The sequence below is a fragment of the Photobacterium sp. NCIMB 13483 genome, from assembly GCF_003025475.1.
In the GTDB taxonomy this organism is placed as follows: domain Bacteria; phylum Pseudomonadota; class Gammaproteobacteria; order Enterobacterales; family Vibrionaceae; genus Photobacterium; species Photobacterium piscicola.
Genome location: NZ_PYLV01000002.1, coordinates 300,508 through 318,629 on the forward strand (window position 1 = coordinate 300,508; position 18,122 = coordinate 318,629).

Genomic DNA, 18,122 nt, shown 5'->3' on the forward strand with positions numbered 1-18,122 from the left:
CATGAAAAACATTAATTTCACTTATTTAACAAAATTAACGCATTTTCATTCAAAAAAAACGATGAGTTATCAGATAACTCATCGCTATTATTAGCCTATTTTTAAGCAGCTGTTTTATTATTTATAATATGATTTAACAGCTCGAAAACTTGCCACAAAGGTGAGCCCTGCGGTAATAAGAGGAAAAACAAACATCAACGGTTTTAGTGTTGCCATTATAGCCATAGCAGGCTCTGTTGTTGGTTGATAAAGTGGAACATAGTAGATAATGCTATAACTTAGGCATAATGTTATGACTAAAAAAACGGTGGCGACAATCACACCAAATACCCATGATTCATCAGTCAACTGAGCAAAGATTCTTCCATAGCGTTCAGCGCCTGATTTACTTAGACCGACCAATTTCACTATCCTTCATCATTATTCAGCTAATTACGGTATAAGGTAACAATATGTTGAGCTCCAAACTCAACCATATCACCATTAACTAAGGTTACTAAGCCAATCTCAGCACTATCGTCAATGACTTCCCCTTTAATAACGTCAAACTGACACTCAATAATTTTCACTTTGATTTCATGTCGATTTGAACGTAGTTTTGCTGTTTCCCCTATTTCAATAGGCTTGTAAATATCAACAGGTGCTTTACCAAAAAAAGATCTTGGCCCTTTCACATCATCCCACTGCATCGTCATTTCCTTATGATGAATACCGACAAACTTAGCTTTGTTTCTATTTTATATAACAGCAATAATTTATATAATTCTATTTATTATCACTTTCATTCAGTATTTAATTAATAATCTAAAACTAATATTTATATATGCTCTAAACACCACATCCTGTTAATCATTAATAAACATTACAATACAAACCTAGTGGCATATTAATATCTGTTAATTGATTGATAGTATATTAAACAAAATCTGTTCTGTGATTAATCCCACAAAATCACCACGCATTAAGTGCTACCAAACTAGATCAACAATACGTTCATCTGCAATGTAATAAACAACATCGCCAGCTTTAAGTATCGTCGTTAAGCTAGGATTAATTTCACAGACTTTACCTTGTTGCTGCACTGCAATTATGATAGCTTCGTGATGTTTTTTAAATGTGTAATATATTGATTCTAAAGTAATATTGTTAATATCAACCGGAACTTCAATTGAGTATTGAGTTTGACCTTTATGTGCACTTACCAACTCTGAATGAATAAAACTTGAGCCTTTATCTATAACAGATTTAGCCACTAATTCTGTGGATAACGAAGATATACATTCTGAGTTAGGACAGTATTTATGTAACAAATCACGCTTAATCGCATCATCAAAGTGCGCCACCAAATGTGCATCACTATTTTGTTCTGCAATAAATAAACTCACGGTTAATGTCGCGTCATCTAAATCAGTATCAACAATTACTGCACTGGCGGTTGAAAGGCTAGCACGCTCCATTTCAATAGCATCTGTAAATGAATTAACCCGCACAAAATGTATATCTGTATAAAATGGTGATTCATCATATTCACAAGAGACAACCACTACTTCACGTCGCCCTTGCTCCTCCCTTTTTAACATTTCAAGTAAATGAGGAGTTCGACGGCTATTAATGCCTATAACAATAATATGATTTTCTAAATTCAAATTTTGTTTACCTCTTCGATTTGCTCGCCAAAAATCAGTAAAAAAAACAGCTATTTTACCAATCGATAATGCGAATAATCCCACACCACAGGGAATAATAAATAAGGCTGCAAATAACTGTCCTTGTGCTGTTATTGGACTTAGATCACCATAGCCAACGGTGCTACTTGTCGTCACCATATAATAAATAAATCGCGCAACTTCATCTGTTAAATGCACTTCATGGGTAAACACTAATCCGAGCCAGCTAAGTACCACATACCCACTGACAAGTAACATTAATGTGTATCTATTAATGGCCATAAGATGCTTATCAATGATCTGTTTTATGACCTTTAATAGTGTATGCATACCCTTTCCCTTTGATTTACATAATATTCATAGTGTAGCGAATACTAACGTCGCTGTATGTTGCTATAGATACTATTTGTTACATAAAAACATATGCAACAAGTACAAAAAACATAGCGACAGTAAATGTATAATATTATACGATAGTTTCCACATGATTTTATTATATAAAGTTTTTAAAAATTACATTTCACTAACAGTAATTAAAAACCATTTAATATCAAGGTGTTAATATGAATATAAAACTATTGTCAGCTGCAATTTTATTGGCTACTTCTGGATCGTTGTTTGCAACTGAAACTTATGATCCAAGTAAAAGCTATTCCGCTAAAGAGCAAGTACAATTTAACGACAGCATTTTTGAAGCTCAGTGGTGGGTTAATCCTAGTGAATCTCCAGCAAATATTACTCAAAATGCATGGGAATCCCCGTGGATATTTATTTCAAAATCAGAATCAGACACTATCCCTGAAGAAGTATTACCCCCACCTCCTGAATCTGAAATAACACCTGAAATTGATACAACAAATCAGGTTAAATACGTTCAAATTATGAATGAAATGGCATCAAAGATGGTTGAGCGTGTCAAAGAACTAAAATCATTTGCCAATAATCCAGAATTCTATTTCTTTAAAGATGGTAAAAAATACATTGAACTAAACGGTATTAATTACGAAATAGATCAAGAACATGGCACTCCTATTGTTCCGCTAAGAAATTGGGCTGATGACAGTGCTACCCGTAATTTATTTAGTTTCTTCGATCAAAGCTGGGAGTTTTCAATGTATGAAGGCGGCGTTGTTGTCGCTAATAAAGATTGGGGTAACTACGACTGGAATAATGGCTGTGTACTTGAATATTTACCAAATGGCCATTTAGACAGTGATTATGTATTAAATGAAACACTTACCTGTTTTGTTGGCTCAGAAACCCATGAAAAATTAGATGCAACTCACCTTGCACCGTATAAATTTGGCGTTAATGCAGAATACGCTAACATGGTATCAATTGAGCAACTTGGTGATAAACTTATTGTTGCTCAATCACCTACAGCCGAAAATAGTCAAGACGACGTACCAATGGTAGGTATTTATGACACTAAAGCAAACACAACAACTAAAATCTTTGGTATTAATAAAGAGCAGCCATACAAAGGTTTAGACGATTTACGTAGCTACAACTCACAACTGTTTGTTTCTGCTATCAAAGCACATAACCGTATTGACGTTTTTAGTGGCGAGAATAGTCAATACCAGTACTCTTATGCCATCAAACATAATGGCCAGGCTAAAATTGCTATTAATGAACAATACATTTTGGTTGCGGACGCAGACAAGATCACTGTTTATCAACATATTCCAGCGATGTTAGGTGAAATAAAGTCACTACAACCATTAGCTTACTTGGCTTATGCACACGGTCAAGCTTCATCACTGGAGTTTATTGGATCTAAATTACTGGTCGGTGGTACTCAGGGCTCTGCTATTTATGATTTATCTACACTCTCTCAAGGTATGACAATACAACCTATGCACAATAACCTTGGTGCTATTGAAGCAATGGATGCTAACGATAAACACATATTTATTAAAGAAAATAATGGTCAATATGTAGAATCAACAACCCGTTTTGCAATGTATGACATACAACAATTTATAGCTAATGATTATCAATTAAAAGACGCAGAGAAAGCGGTTTATTTAATTGACCATTTCTGGGTAAGTGGCCATGATTTGTTGGTTCGCAATAATGAGATTGTTGCTTTAACAAATACGATTGTTGAAACTGTTACCTTTGATAAATTAGACACACTTGAATTTACACCAAATGCGTATGTACCGACAGCACAATTAGACTTTGACGCTCTGCCACAGACAGCCAATGTACGTAAAGTATTGCAACAAGGTTTAAGTGAAGGCCACTGGTCACTTTCGGCTAATATCGGTTCAATGGTAAATGTGCGTTTAGTTGATCGTAATACCGTTGAAATTACAAACTTTACTGAAGTTGATCTGCAAAACCTGGATCTTGATATTCGTGCTCATAGTCAACACAATTGGGTACGCTTGGCTAATTTAAATAAATTGCCAGCATATACACGTATTACGTTACCTATTACCGATCTTAACGTCGATAATAGCTTTAATACTGTCGATGGTGGTGGTGTTTATAATTATACCAAGATGTTAAGTACACTTGACGGTAAGGGAAATACTTACGGCCATTATGGAACGCAACACCTTATTGATTCACGTTTTAATACTGCGACAAAACACCCGCTGTTAGATAAATTAAACAACATTACGGCCACTTGGGACATTACTTTTACAAATAGTCTCATTACAAACCCTACAGCTGAAAAAGCGTGGGATGCTAACAGTGCCAAACGTCATATTGAACTAATCACCAACGTTGCTTACATTTTATCTAGCGATAAATTTAGAACAAAGCTAATGAATTATAAGCAAACTTATGGGCACGATATGTTCTTATATGGCACAACATTTAAGACCGAAGCACAGTATGCGGATTTACTAGATAAGACCTTAAATTCAAATGGTTTTGTTAATTATCGTAAGCAAACTGGGTTCCAAGATATTTATAGTTTTGGTAAAAGTGCTGGTACTGTATTTGGTTTATCTGATACTGAATTAGATAAAGTCGAACATGGTGAAATGTATGATTTTGCTTTGTACCTAGGGGAGCAAATTGGTCGCAGTTGGTATGATGGCTGCCCTCCTGTTCCATGTAACTGGACTGAAATTCACTTTGCTAAACTGTTTGTTGATGTATATAGCGAGCTAGTTAAAGCCGGTGAATTGCCTTATTAATATTCTCTTTAGTCAGTAGAATAGACATTGCATAAGGGTGTGGCACGTAGTCATACCCTTTCTCCTATCTAACCATATAATCATTGTATTCTATCTACTTTTTGATTTTTAGTATGAACTTTAACCATAAATATGGTTTTTCGCTATTTTGATTTTATCTTTTAATATTTATTTTTTTGTGAATTATTTAGATATTTGCGTGTGTTTTTTTACTTATCATTACCTTATAAGTATTTTTTGAATTAATATCTAACTTAATATAAATTATTAATAATTTGTCTTCATTTTCTAATTTGCAATAGATAGATAATTAGAATTACAATAAAAAAACAATATCTTTATGTCAAATCAATAAGAAATATTAACTATGTATTTTAAAGTCACAAATTTAAATAACACCTCAGATATTGAACTTAAATTTAGTATTTTAAATAACTCTAATCTCATTGGGTTATCTGCATCTGAACGTTATAATTGTATTCGGTTAGTTCTTGCCATTTTAGACTCATCAATACAAACAATTACAGATATTTCATTTGATAAAGTATCCATTTTTATTAATAAAGACGAAATAATACATATCATAACTTATACTCAATTAACCAATAAACTTTGCTATTCTAGTAAACAATATAATGATAACAATCACCCTGCTATTTTAAATTTTATTGAATAAAAAGCAGTATGCCGATAACTATTTCATGAATAATTATCGGCATACTATTTTTTATTATTTAATACTATCAGTGATTTTCTATTTTCTCAGGATAATAATACTCACCTTTATCATCATAAGCTTGACATTCAGAACAAATAGACACAGTTCTAAAAGACACAGAACTACACTCAAGACATTGAATTGTTTGATTTTTACAATTCCAATATACGTCTTCATCGGCAGTCGTTGTACCAAACTGTTCAATTGACGCTAATATGTAATGATCTGTTATTTTTAGACACTCATTACATTTTATTTGATGCTTATTTTTATCACAGCTTATAACATTCGTATCATATATTATATTCATGTTTATATACTCTAGATACTTTTGTTTCTTTATTACTTACACAGACAAATCTATTTTACATTTTCTTGTTTATCTAACCATCTTAAAATGGTTGAATGTGCAATTTGTATGTTCGCATTTGTCATTAGCCATCGCTGAAGTTCAGCAACACTCGCCCCGGCTTGATAAAGCTCTAACAATTCAAATTTAAACTTATCAAGTCTAGATACTCTATTAATCGATTTCCGATTACGAATTGCTTTCGTTTGCGCTTTCAATGCTAATAACTCTGATGCTACATTAAAATCAGACATTAACTCTCCACTTATAATAACTGAATGGTTAAAAAAATAATACGTAGTCCACTATATCGCCTCAAGAAAAGCATAATTTCTTTAACATGAGGCGAATTTTTAATATTTTAGTTTATATAATGCTCTATATTATTGCGGTGGTGTACTTTCACAATTCGAAACAATCACATCTATTTGAATTAGAGCATCCATTGGAATCGCTGATACCCCTATCACCGTTCTGGCAGGAAGCGCTTCTTTGAAAAATGATGCATAGATTTCATCAACAAGCTCAATATCCAGCATATTTTTAAGCTGAATATTAACTTTCACAATATCATCCATAACATGATCAACACTTTCAATAATTGCTTTAATATTATTGAGGCATTGCTTTGTTTGCGCTTGTATATAGCCATTAACAACCGTCAATGTTTCAGGATCTAATGGCAATTGGCCTGAAATATGGTTGTAATGAGAAAATGCAACTGTATGCGAATAAGGCACAGTTGGGGCATTTACACTATTATTCGCCTCGATAACAAGTAGACGGCTATCTTCAGGTAGTTGTGGCGGCGTACCATCACCATGCGATACAACAGTATCAATCTGTAATAGTGCGCCTGCTGGTAAATCCTCAACGACGATAAAAGTTCGGGCTGGAATATAATCACCAAAAAACGTATTACAAACATCATTGATAACATTAATATCGTTAATATTCTTAATATATATTGTTGTTTTCACCACATCATCAAGAACATGATCAATACTGCTTAATATCGTATTAATATTATATAAACATTGCTTTACTTGCATTTTAATATCACCAATAATAATTTCATTCGTTTTAAAATCTATCGGTAATTGAGCTGACAAGTTATTATAATGAGAAAATGCAACTGTTTGCGTTGCCATCTTATCATTTGGTGCTTTATCCGTATTTCTAGAGACTTTAATTAATGCACAAGGTTGCTGTGGGGCCGTTCCCTCACCATTTGAAATTAACGCATCCATCTGTATTAATGCATCATTGTAAGGTAAAGATGCGACGACAGCGACAGTACGCGTCGGTAAAATATCATTGAAAAACGTTTTGTATACTTCATCTACTATCTTAATATTTGAAATATCTTTAACAAAAACATGAAGTTTAACCACATCATCCATAGTGTGATCAATATGTTCAACAATAGCTTTAATGTTATTTAAGCATTGTGTTGTTTGTTCTTTTATACCGCCAATAACCATTTTCCCCGTATTAGGATCTAACGGTAATTGAGCCGATATATTATTGTAATGAGAAAATGCAACACTTTGAGTTGAGGCTGAATTTTTGGGTGCATTTTTCGTGTTTCGTGAATTTTTTATAATATTATTTGCCATATTATATTTATCCTAAAATAGTTTATGTATTATTATTTGTTTTTAATTATTTTATAAGGTAAATAAGAAAAGCAGAGTATATAAAGTAAATTTTTCCATTACTCACTTTCATCTAAAATAACATATAGTTTTGAGCTAGTGGTAATTCATGCATTGGTTCACATTCTAAAAGCTCACCATTTTCCCACACACTAAACGTTTTAGGATCTACTTTAATTTCAGGCGTACAATTATTATGGATCATATCTTGTTTAGAGATATTACGAGTATTCTTAATACCACTGATAATTTTCTGTAACTGCAACTTTTCAGGAAGCCCCGCATCAATCGCTGCTTGAGACATAAACGTAATCGACGTCTTCATTTTTGCTTTCCCATAAGCGGCATACATTGGGCGATAATGAACGGGTTGTGGTGTAGGTAACGCACCATTTGGGTCCCCCATTTCGGCCATTACAATCATGCCACCTTTAATAATCAATGACGGTTTTATTCCAAAAAAGCCAGGGTCCCAAAGCACAAGATCAGCAAGTTTTCCACATTCGACCGAACCCACATCATGAGATAAACCATGAGTAATAGCAGGGTTAATCGTATACTTTGCAATATAACGTTTGATCCTATTATTATCTGATTTACAAGAATCACCATCTAATGCACCGCGTTGAATTTTCATTTTATGCGCTGATTGCCAAGTCCGGCTAATAACTTCTGCAATTCGGCCCATAGCTTGAGAATCAGAGGTCATTAATGGAATCGCCCCCATATCATGCAAAATATCTTCAGCCATCATAGTACCCTTTCTGATTCGCGATAATGCAAAATCTAAATCTTCAGGTATTTTGGGGTCTAAATGATGACAAACCATGATTAAATCTAAGTGTTCATCAACGGTATTGATCGTATAAGGCATTGTAGGTGTAGATGATGACGGAATGATATTATTCACGCCACACGCTTTTAAAATATCAGGCGCATGACCACCACCAGCACCTTCAGCATGATAGGCATGTATAATGCGATCTTCTAGAACATCTACTGTATCTTCAAAAAAGCCACTTTCATTTAAGCTATCAGTATGTATCGCAATTTGAATATCATATTCTTCAGCCAGTTTTAAACTTGTATCAATTGTTGCAGGTGTACAGCCCCAATCTTCATGTATTTTCAAACCAACAGCGCCGGCTAAAATATGCTCTTTTAATGCTTCAGGCTCACTACTATTCCCTTTACCTAATAAACCCACATTAATTGGAAGCTCATCAATAGCTTCAAGCATACGATGCATGTTCCACACACCAGGAGTCATATTTGTTGCAAGGCTTCCAGCAACAGGGCCAGTACCACCACCAATTAATGTTGTTAAACCACTGGATAACGCTTCTTCTACCTGCTGTGGACAAATAAAGTGAACATGCGTATCAACACCACCGGCTGTAATGATTTGTCCTTCGCCTGCAATAACCTCAGTGTTCGGACCAATCACAATATCAATATTCTTTTGAATATCTGGGTTACCTGATTTTCCTATACCGACGATACGACCGTCTTTAATACCAATATCAGCTTTAACAATTCCCCAATGATCAATAATAACCACATTGATAATGACAACATCAACACAATGCTCACTAGTAAGTTGACTCTGCCCCATCCCATCACGAATAACCTTACCACCACCAAACTTCATTTCTTCGCCATATTGCGTGAAGTCTTGCTCTATTTTCGCCCATAACTCAGTATCAGCTAATCGAATGCTGTCACCAACGGTTGGACCAAACATTGAAATATAATCATTTTTTTGAATAATATTAGTCATTTTTTTGTCCTGCTTTTTGTACAAACTTCCCTTGAAAACCTGCGATATTTTTGGCTCCAGAAAATTCGACTAACTCTACATCCATTTTCTGCCCTGCTAATACTCGAATAGACATTCCGGCTGCAATATTAAGGTGGTAGCCTTTTGTAATTTCACGATTGAATTTCAGTGCATAATTTGTTTCATAGAAATGATAATGTGAACCAATCTGAACAGTTCTATCACCACAATTTTCAATAGAAATAGTTATTGTATTTCTATTTTCATTAATACAAATTTCTTTTATTTGTTCATTACAAACAATTTCACCAGCAATCATTGCTATCTCTTATTTAATTGGATTATGTATAGAAATTAATTTCGTGCCATCAGTACAAGTACATTCAACTTGAACATTTACAATAAGATTCTTAATTCCAGGACGAATATCATCTGCACTTAATAGCGTTGTACCATAATCCATTAATTCAGCTACAGTTTTACCTTCCCTTGCTCCTTCCACTATCATTCCTGAAATATAAGCAACGGCTTCCGGATAATTTAATTTCAGATTATTCTCTTTACGCATCTTAGCTAACAAGAATGCTGTAAATAACATGAGTTTATCTTTTTCTCTTGGGGTTAACTTCATTGATTTATAGTTTCAATATTTTAATTAATAATGAAAATTATTTTATTTTTATAAAATTCAAATCAAGCGCTAATATTAATCTTATTTAATATAACGTAATACAATCATTGCTTAAATATTTTATATAACGTGTCAGAACGTCAAATAACAAGAACAGAATTCTATGCCATCAAAACTTACAAGCGTATTAATTCAACACTTATAATAAGGACATAATTAATCACGCATATTTTTACATCTACAGATATATTAACTAGTTATAAGCTCAACTAGATTAAATAATTAGAGGGTTTTTGATTACACCTAATATTAGGCTTAATTGTCCTTTCGCAAATAAATTACATCTTTATTTAATATCTAGCAAGCAATATATATACACGAATAATTCCGTATTTTACATTATGAGCGCAAAGCTAAAAAATGCGCTTTAATAATAAGAAAAATATTATAATTAGATCATTTTTATTCTTTTATATAAGCAAAAAAAAATTAATAATTAAATTATTCGAAAAATATTAGCCGTGAGAATAATAAGGAGCGTTAACAAACAAAAAAATTATTTTAACTTTAAAAACATACAGTTACAAAAACAAAAAAATGTTAACTATAATATAATTAAACACATAAGCATTAATGCGCATAAAAACCTAATCTTCATTGGTTAACTCTTTTAACCAAAAAAGTAGTCCTGCAATACACAAACATAATATGGTTGGTACGACTAATGCGTAGCTTAGTGAAAACGCCATCAATTGACTACCAACAATCGCACCAATGAAAATAGACAACCATAAGCAAAACTGTTTTATAAAGACGTTTTTGTCACCTTGTCCCAATAGTAACATTGCTAATTCTCGCCCAGTGTTAGCGAGAAAGGCCGTTGCAAAGGTTAATGGCATCGCTTTGCTGATCGTGATCCTGAGTGCGATATTTTGTAACCCCATCGCAAAAGCCAATACAAAGTTAGTTGCCATCGGTATGGTGATTTTTTCAATAAAAATAGCGCTGCATAACAATATAGAAACAGCACTCATCACCAACCAACGATAGTTTTTTTTCTGCAGTACCGCAATCATTTCACCAACAGTGATCCCTGTAACAAACAGCAAAATTACACCTATATAAGCCATTGATTGACCATATTGATGGTTAGAAAGCAGCATCGCTACATGCGTTGTATTACCACTCATAAAAGAGACAAATAAACCATTTTTAAGGTGAATAAAACCAATAGCATCAACAATACCCGCTAAAAACAATAACAAAAAAGGCATCGTCGCAAGAATTGCAGACTTAATTACTGATATATTCAATGGCTTATAAGGTTTATGGTGATAACAATAAACTAAGTATTACATTAATTTTAGATATTTGACATACAGCTAAGTAGTAACATGTAGAGAGGATAAATATTAGGCTAGGAGTTGCCACTATTTTAATCGAAAGCATCAAAAAATGGTGAGTACCAACATGTACACACCATAAGATCATAAAATAAAAAGTGGTCTTATTTACTCAAAAACATTTCAATTTGGTCATGAGTAAGATCAATACCCATCTTATAATAATCACTGATCTGACTTGCCGTTACAAAATAAGTGTTTGGATATGTTGATTTAACTTCATCAATAAATGCATTTAAGCCAGCAACTTCAGCAGGAATTGATAATGACTGACGATGCAAATAGATGCCAAAAGGTGGTCGTGACGCGTCATTATAATGATTTAAGAAGTTTTCCATCCAAATATTTTTCGCTTCATCTGTAGAACAACTTTGATTACAAGCACCAAATACAGTATCCATAACATTTACAATTTTACCGTTAATGTATTTGTAGCCCATAAATAATTGATTACTTTTAGGCTGTGTCGCTACGGTATATTTAGGATAACCACCATCTTCCCAATTAAACTGCTCTTTTTGAGTAAAATCACAATGTACGTTATCCCAGCCACCCGCTGTTGATGTACAGTGGCGAACCCCCATTCTTGGTAACGTTTTCTCTGGCGGCGCTGACAGTGAAGAATCATAGTTAATATTTAGTTGATTCATTATTCCTTGTAAATGGCTTAATGAAACATTCTTATTTTCGCGATCCCAACCACTGCTGTTTGTATCTAAAAATGGCGCTCTAAAGCCTTTGATTTTATCGCTAGGAACCCCTGATGCCACCAAGAAGTTATAATTATTTTTTAGCTCATTTTCAATTTGAACTTGTGTTAACGGCTCACCTTGATTTCCTGAAGCAATAGCTGGATGAGAGTAAGTATGTAAAGCAAACTCATGTCCTTTTTTGTATAGATTATTGATAGATTTAGGATTACTCACGCATTGAGGATTACCCGTTGTCAACCCATCATCATTAACACAAACGATATCAAGCATGGATTCATCATATATCCACCCGCCAGCTTGCTGTACAACATTGACATAAAATGTTACTGGAATAGAACTATTCAATTGAGCAACACTTTTTTCCATCTCCTGATTCACACCGTCATCAATACTAATAACAACAAATTGTGGCTTACTCGTATCAACTGATGCAAAAGTAGAGAATGAAACTGATGTTAATAAAAGACATGCTAAGCGTTTGTTTTTCAAGTGGAACATAATGACCTTAAAAATATAAATAAAATTCGTGGGCATCATATATTAGTATGCATCACGTTCAATATTATATATGTAATAGATTATGTCGATTAAGATTTATATGTGACATTTAGCATATTGATGGTGTTAAGTGTATGATTAAACTAATTATGTTATTTATTAACAAGTGTAACTGCTTTCATATCTAATACTGACGAAGATATCGAAAACTGCGAAAACTGGACAGCCATATGGATGCGAAAACTGGACAGCCATATCTTTTCTAGGAAAAAACCAATACAAATCTACCTAATTTAACTTCAATCGTAAAAGAATAAAGGACAGCCATAACTTTTAAATAGTTAAATCACTATAAATACAAGTAATCACAAGATAAGAATATTAGATAAAGCTTTAAAAATGGAAATATCTACTACACGACAATAAAAGTACACTATTTCCTGTATAGCAAGATCGCCAAAACCCACAATAAACAATTATTGCGGCAATAAGCTTCTGCAATACGATAAATTTAGTTAGGGTGTAATCGTTGACTTGCTCTTTTACCTTTACACCAACGGCCACCAAAATGTTGTTGGAATGCACACATTCTCGACCATTTACCGCTAACATTAGTATAATGCGCCATAAAGTCATCGCTATTATCTAACCACGCTTCCTCACTGACACCAATTTGTTGTAATAATTTAGGTTGAGTGACTGGAATAGAGCCTTTTTTATCCTCACGAATACTGCGTCCGGTCCAATCAATCAGCTCTAAATAATCAGCAAAATCAAATAGTATCCCTACCTGCTTAGCCTGATGTTCAGCCCCAACGAAAGGCAATAATCCAATTTTAGAACGCTTAACTGATGATGAATTTGAAGCTGTTTTTTTTATTATAGCAGTTTGATTATACTCCACGATTCGCTGTTGAATTGAAGTAAAATCAGAATCTTGCAACGTTGTTGTTAATCCTGCACGGATGGGATTTAAATCAACATACATCATGCAAGAGAGCAATGCTTGTTCGTCTAACAACGCTTGAGATTTAAATCGCCCCTCCCAAAATGATCCAGTACAATCATCTTCTTTGTTGGCTTTACGTGCAATTTCTTCATTTAGACACCGCATAAACCAACTAATACTGCCTAATCGTGACTGCCATTCTGCAACCAATATTGATAACGCTTGTTTCTTATCTACACCAACATCACCATTATTAACAAAATCTACCGCAATAGGATGGCCATTAAATAGCTGTAACCAACGGGAAATGACCTCTTGAGGTGATAGCGCCTGTTGTTGATGTATATCGATCTTTAATACTAAATGATAGTGGTTATTCATAACTGCATAAGCACAAACATCAATACAAAAAACCTCAGACAATTGCTTGATTTTACTAACGATCCAATCACGTCGATGTTGGTAATTTTTACCACTATACGGATCATCACCACATAAATAAGCCCGCCTAACACAGCGATTAATAATATGATAATACGGAGTAATTTGAGGTTCGATCAATTTACGTCTTGAAACTGTCATTTATTTCACCATAAGCAACGTGAAGCTTAAGTGTAGTGCCTTATCGAAAGCCTGCAATGTCTTGGCTGTCCATATGACTAATACAAGTTCCTCCCTCGCTTTCATATGTATCTATGAGTTATGGCTGTCCTTGTTTGTTGCTTTTGTTTTTGTATGGCTGTCCATGTTAAACAACCTCACTAAACAATGGTTGCCCAAGATATTCATCACGTTTTACTCCTGGTAGTACAAAATAGTAACTGCCGCCAAAGGGTTTGATATAACGTTCTAGCGGTTCGCCATTGAGCCTTTTTTGAGTATCAATAAAACCAGATTGAAGATTTTTCTGGTAGGACATAAAAATAAGCCCCATATCTAACATGCCAAACGTATTTATGCCAAGTGAGTAACTGTAACTACGACGACGTAATTTTGCCGTGTACCTATCTGGATTACGAGGCTCAGCTCTACGCATATGTGAATTAAACAAAATACGATCACCGTGTGGGTCAGTCTCATATTCAGGCGAATCATGCTCGTACTTCATTCCAATAGGAGCACCTGTTATTTTATGGCGACCAAAATCATTTTCTTGATCTTCTAAGGGTGTCCTATCCCAAAATTTTGATCATAAGCCGATTCGTCGTCTTTTAACTTTGGATTTAGCTTCTTCCGTTCAGAGTTAGGAGCATGACGTAAAGAAATAGCAATAATCGGAATCCCTTCACTTTCAATCTGCTTAATCATTTCAGCGGGAGCGTAATTAGCAACAAAGACCACTTGAGGACGCGTTGCTAAAAGGCTCTCGATATTAACCTGAGTTAAGTCCCCTGGCGTGGGCATAGTAACCAGTGACGGTGCTAAACGAATATAACCTTCACCTAGTTGTTTTTTCCAACTACGTTGAATACCAACAACCTTATTTAAAGCATCTAATTGATTAAGAATATTCAGCGTTTGATGCTGTAAGACGACAACACGATTAACATTATCGGGTATTTCAACCGAACGCCCTAGTTGATCGATAATATGGCGAGCAGCATAACTAGAAGGTGAATTAATCAATAAAAAAAGGAATACAGTTATGTGTAATATATGATAAAGCGGAGAAAAAAGCTTATTTTTAAACATAAATTCAGTTCATCAAAACGATATATAACAAACTATACATCGATATTTTTAATCTTTCAATTTAATTTATTCAACGTGGCTTTTTATAATCAGTTTTATATAAGATAACTAATTATATAAATCTCTCTTTATATAGCCATCAATAATCCGCCATAAAATAAATTAGCCTTAATCCTCATTAAAAATTCTTATTAAAGTGATAATTACTATTAATTATTATTATCAAAATAATGACGTTAATATTTCAGCGATAACAAATAAGTTCCCATAAAATATTCATAGATTTATAAAAAGGACCATATGAAAAGTATAAACACATTCACTAAATATATTTTAATATTTATGTTATTAGGAATTGGTGTAGGATTTATTATTAATCAATTAGTTGAACCAAAAATACAGCAATCCTGGTCTGACAACATCACATTACTAACCGACATTTTTTTAAATTTAATAAAAATGGTTATCGCACCACTAATATTTTGCACATTAACATCAGGAATAATGAAATTAAAAGATCTATCAGCCATTCGTAATATTGGTGGCAGAGCAATTTCTTGGTTTATTATTGCATCGGTATTATCAATCTTCATTGGCTTGATCATGGTTGTATTAATTAAACCAGGTTCAGGTATGAACTTAATTTCAGCTAATGTACAATCACTGAATATTGATACCAATAGTTTATCATTTCGAGCATTCATTTCTCATATGATTCCAACCAGTATTGTTGGTGCTATGGCGAATAATCAGATATTACAAATTGTCATTTTTTCTTTATTTTTTGGCGTCGCGGGAGCATCCATTCCTCAACAACAAAATGAACAATTAGTATCATTATTAGAAGCTATTTCTAATACCATGCTAAAAGTGACCAATATTGTAATGCTGTTTGCCCCTTTTGCTATTTTTGCTTCTATTTCAGCCATTATTGCCACTCAAGGTTTGAATGTTCTTTTAAATTACACTCAATTTATTTTTGGATTTTACACAACCATTTTGATTACTAGTCTGATTTTAATTGGTCTTGGCTATATCTTTATCAAACAACAAGTGATCACCTTAGTTTCAATGCTAAAGAATCCCATTTTAATTGCGTTCTCTACCACAAGTTCTGAAGCAGCCTATCCAAAAACATTGGAGCAATTAATTAAGTTTGGTTGTTCTAAGAATTTAGCCTCTTTTGTACTACCATTGGGATACTCTTTTAATCTCGTTGGATCAATGTGTTATTGCTCTTTCTCAGCCATGTTTATTGCACAGGCATATAACATTTCGCTGTCTAATTCAGAAATATTCACTTTAATGATCACTCTCATGCTGGCATCAAAAGGCATTGCTGGTGTTCCACGTTCTGCCCTTGTTGTATTAGCGGCAACGCTACCAAACTTCCATATTCCCGCATCAGGGATCTTATTACTAATGGGCATCGATCATATTCTGGATATGGGTCGTTCAGCCATTAATGTATTAGGTAACGGCATTACAACGGCAGTGATTTCTCATAATATCGAAGGATTACCAAATCAAGATCGTGATTTAGACAATCCTTTACTTGAAGCTGCAAAAGTTAATAGTTAGCCAATGTAGACTGTTCCATTATTTAATAAGGGTTGTTTAGCAGCCCTTTTTTCCGATTATTTACCTTAACCCCCACTCCAGTCATGCATCATCTTTATCAATTACACTAAACGTATACATCCCTCTATTTCATGATTGAGATAACGATGTTATTTCTTTTCAATTACCGCTCACCCACGTATATTTAGTCCACTTTTTTACCATCTGTCGCTCAATACCTCAAAGCATAAAGGAGTATGCCATGCATCAAACAATAACATCATTACTTATCATTGATCCTCAATACGACTTTTATGATGTTCCATTACATGAACAACTCACTTTAGGTAACCAGCCAACTGCGATCCCGCCTTCTCTTCCTGTTCCTCACTCATGGGAAGATGCACAACGGCTTGCTACATTTATTGATAACAAACAAAAGAGCATTAACAATATCGTTGTAACCCTTGATAGCCACCATAAATACGATATTGCTCACGCGGTTTATTGGCAAAATAAGCATGGACAACATCCTGCGCCATTTACACTGATTAGCCATCAGAATATTGTCGATGGTTTATGGCTACCGACCAATTTAGAACTTCTTGATCACGTACTAGAATATACTCAATCCCTTGAGAAAACAGGAAAATACAGCCTGCTTATTTGGCCAACACACTGTGTCATCGATTCAGTAGGACATACCATTGTTGCCCCAATTCAAACAGCAATTAATGCTTGGGAAAAACAAACCGCACTTTTACATCACACCATATCTAAAGGTGAAAACCCGCATACAGAACACTATGGTGGTTGCGAAGCCGAATACCCACTACGCGATGATATAAAAACTCAGTTTGATCCCCAATTAACAGCACTAGTCGTACAAAGTGATCGCATCTTTATTTCAGGACAAGCTCTATCTCACTGCGTCGCTAGTACCGTTGAACAAATGGTCGATAAGCTACCACTTGCTGACATAAAAAAAATAACCCTCCTTATTGATACCACCAGCTCTGTTGCTGGCTTTGAACAACAAGCACAAGTCTTTGTTGAAAAAATGATGGCTTTAGGCGTTAACATTGCTAACACAACGGATATTATGCCAAGTTAAAAAAAAAAAATATTACTTATTTTTAAATAAAAAATCCGAGAAGATAAATATTCTCGGATTTTAAAATTTAAATAACGACAACAATATGACCATAATAGGCAATACGGAAAGTTCTGCCGCTGCAAGCACATCTGTTACAACACCACTGAGCAAAAGAATAAAAACAGCCACTACACGTTGTGATAAAAAGCATTAGAATAAGTAATGCTTTAATCATTAACTAGCAATG

At 34.0% G+C, this 18,122-nt stretch carries 16 protein-coding genes; 3 read left to right on the forward strand and 13 right to left on the reverse strand.

Annotated features, from left to right (window positions below; translation table 11 throughout):
• Positions 1-117: 117 nt before the first annotated feature.
• The 3 genes from C9I86_RS03335 to C9I86_RS03345 all read right to left on the reverse strand — a co-directional run bounded on the left by C9I86_RS03335 (position 118) and on the right by C9I86_RS03345 (position 1,997).
• A complete protein-coding gene (locus C9I86_RS03335; RefSeq protein WP_144396145.1) occupies positions 118-408 on the reverse strand; it encodes a hypothetical protein in 291 nt (96 codons plus the stop codon).
• Between the two features lie 20 nt (positions 409-428).
• Positions 429-689: a hypothetical protein gene (locus C9I86_RS03340; RefSeq protein WP_107275617.1), complete on the reverse strand. Its 261-nt coding sequence runs from the start codon at positions 687-689 to the stop codon at positions 429-431.
• A gap of 279 nt (positions 690-968) precedes the next feature.
• Positions 969-1,997, reverse strand: a complete 1,029-nt coding sequence (locus C9I86_RS03345; RefSeq protein ID WP_107275618.1) for a potassium channel protein — start codon at positions 1,995-1,997, stop codon at positions 969-971.
• Positions 1,998-2,230: 233 nt separating this feature from the next.
• Here C9I86_RS03345 and C9I86_RS03350 point away from each other — a divergent pair, with 233 nt between their 5' ends.
• Positions 2,231-4,828, forward strand: a complete 2,598-nt coding sequence (locus C9I86_RS03350) for a hypothetical protein (RefSeq protein ID WP_107275619.1) — start codon at positions 2,231-2,233, stop codon at positions 4,826-4,828.
• A 1,078-nt stretch (positions 4,829-5,906) separates the two neighbouring features.
• On the opposite strand, the gene C9I86_RS03365 is transcribed toward C9I86_RS03350, so the two are convergent.
• From C9I86_RS03365 to C9I86_RS03410, 10 genes are all read right to left on the reverse strand, one after another.
• The gene (locus C9I86_RS03365; RefSeq protein ID WP_080156089.1) at positions 5,907-6,149 is read right to left on the reverse strand and encodes a hypothetical protein; all 243 of its coding nucleotides are present in this window, start codon (positions 6,147-6,149) and stop codon (positions 5,907-5,909) included.
• A 129-nt stretch (positions 6,150-6,278) separates the two neighbouring features.
• A complete protein-coding gene (locus C9I86_RS03370) occupies positions 6,279-7,514 on the reverse strand; it encodes a RidA family protein (RefSeq protein ID WP_107275620.1) in 1,236 nt (411 codons plus the stop codon).
• A 112-nt stretch (positions 7,515-7,626) separates the two neighbouring features.
• Positions 7,627-9,333, reverse strand: a complete 1,707-nt coding sequence (ureC, locus tag C9I86_RS03375; RefSeq protein WP_107275621.1) for an urease subunit alpha — start codon at positions 9,331-9,333, stop codon at positions 7,627-7,629.
• On the reverse strand, positions 9,326-9,652 hold the full coding sequence (ureB, locus tag C9I86_RS03380; protein ID WP_080156092.1) for an urease subunit beta: 327 nt from the start codon (positions 9,650-9,652) through the stop codon (positions 9,326-9,328). Before ureB ends, ureC begins: the two co-directional genes overlap by 8 nt.
• A 9-nt stretch (positions 9,653-9,661) precedes the next feature.
• On the reverse strand, positions 9,662-9,964 hold the full coding sequence (gene ureA, locus C9I86_RS03385; protein WP_080156093.1) for an urease subunit gamma: 303 nt from the start codon (positions 9,962-9,964) through the stop codon (positions 9,662-9,664).
• 647 nt (positions 9,965-10,611) lie between these two features.
• Positions 10,612-11,277 (reverse strand): YoaK family protein, encoded by a 666-nt coding sequence (locus C9I86_RS03390; RefSeq protein ID WP_235865775.1) that lies wholly within the window; start codon positions 11,275-11,277, stop codon positions 10,612-10,614.
• 194 nt (positions 11,278-11,471) lie between these two features.
• A complete protein-coding gene (locus C9I86_RS03395) occupies positions 11,472-12,578 on the reverse strand; it encodes a polysaccharide deacetylase family protein (RefSeq protein ID WP_158258912.1) in 1,107 nt (368 codons plus the stop codon).
• A 511-nt stretch (positions 12,579-13,089) separates the two neighbouring features.
• Positions 13,090-14,109: a transposase gene (locus C9I86_RS03400; RefSeq protein ID WP_107275623.1), complete on the reverse strand. Its 1,020-nt coding sequence runs from the start codon at positions 14,107-14,109 to the stop codon at positions 13,090-13,092.
• A gap of 166 nt (positions 14,110-14,275) precedes the next feature.
• A complete protein-coding gene (locus tag C9I86_RS03405) occupies positions 14,276-14,656 on the reverse strand; it encodes a Dyp-type peroxidase domain-containing protein (protein ID WP_241956842.1) in 381 nt (126 codons plus the stop codon).
• Between the two features lie 32 nt (positions 14,657-14,688).
• Complete coding sequence (locus tag C9I86_RS03410; RefSeq protein ID WP_107275624.1) at positions 14,689-15,219, reverse strand: ABC transporter substrate-binding protein; 531 nt, start codon at positions 15,217-15,219, stop codon at positions 14,689-14,691.
• Positions 15,220-15,519: 300 nt separating this feature from the next.
• On the opposite strand from C9I86_RS03410, the gene C9I86_RS03415 reads away from it, so the two are divergent.
• Both C9I86_RS03415 and C9I86_RS03420 read left to right on the forward strand, forming a co-directional pair.
• The gene (locus C9I86_RS03415) at positions 15,520-16,800 is read left to right on the forward strand and encodes a dicarboxylate/amino acid:cation symporter (RefSeq protein WP_107275625.1); all 1,281 of its coding nucleotides are present in this window, start codon (positions 15,520-15,522) and stop codon (positions 16,798-16,800) included.
• Between the two features lie 241 nt (positions 16,801-17,041).
• Positions 17,042-17,893, forward strand: coding sequence for a hypothetical protein (locus tag C9I86_RS03420; RefSeq protein ID WP_107275626.1), 852 nt, complete (start codon positions 17,042-17,044; stop codon positions 17,891-17,893).
• The last annotated feature ends 229 nt before the right edge of the window (positions 17,894-18,122 follow it).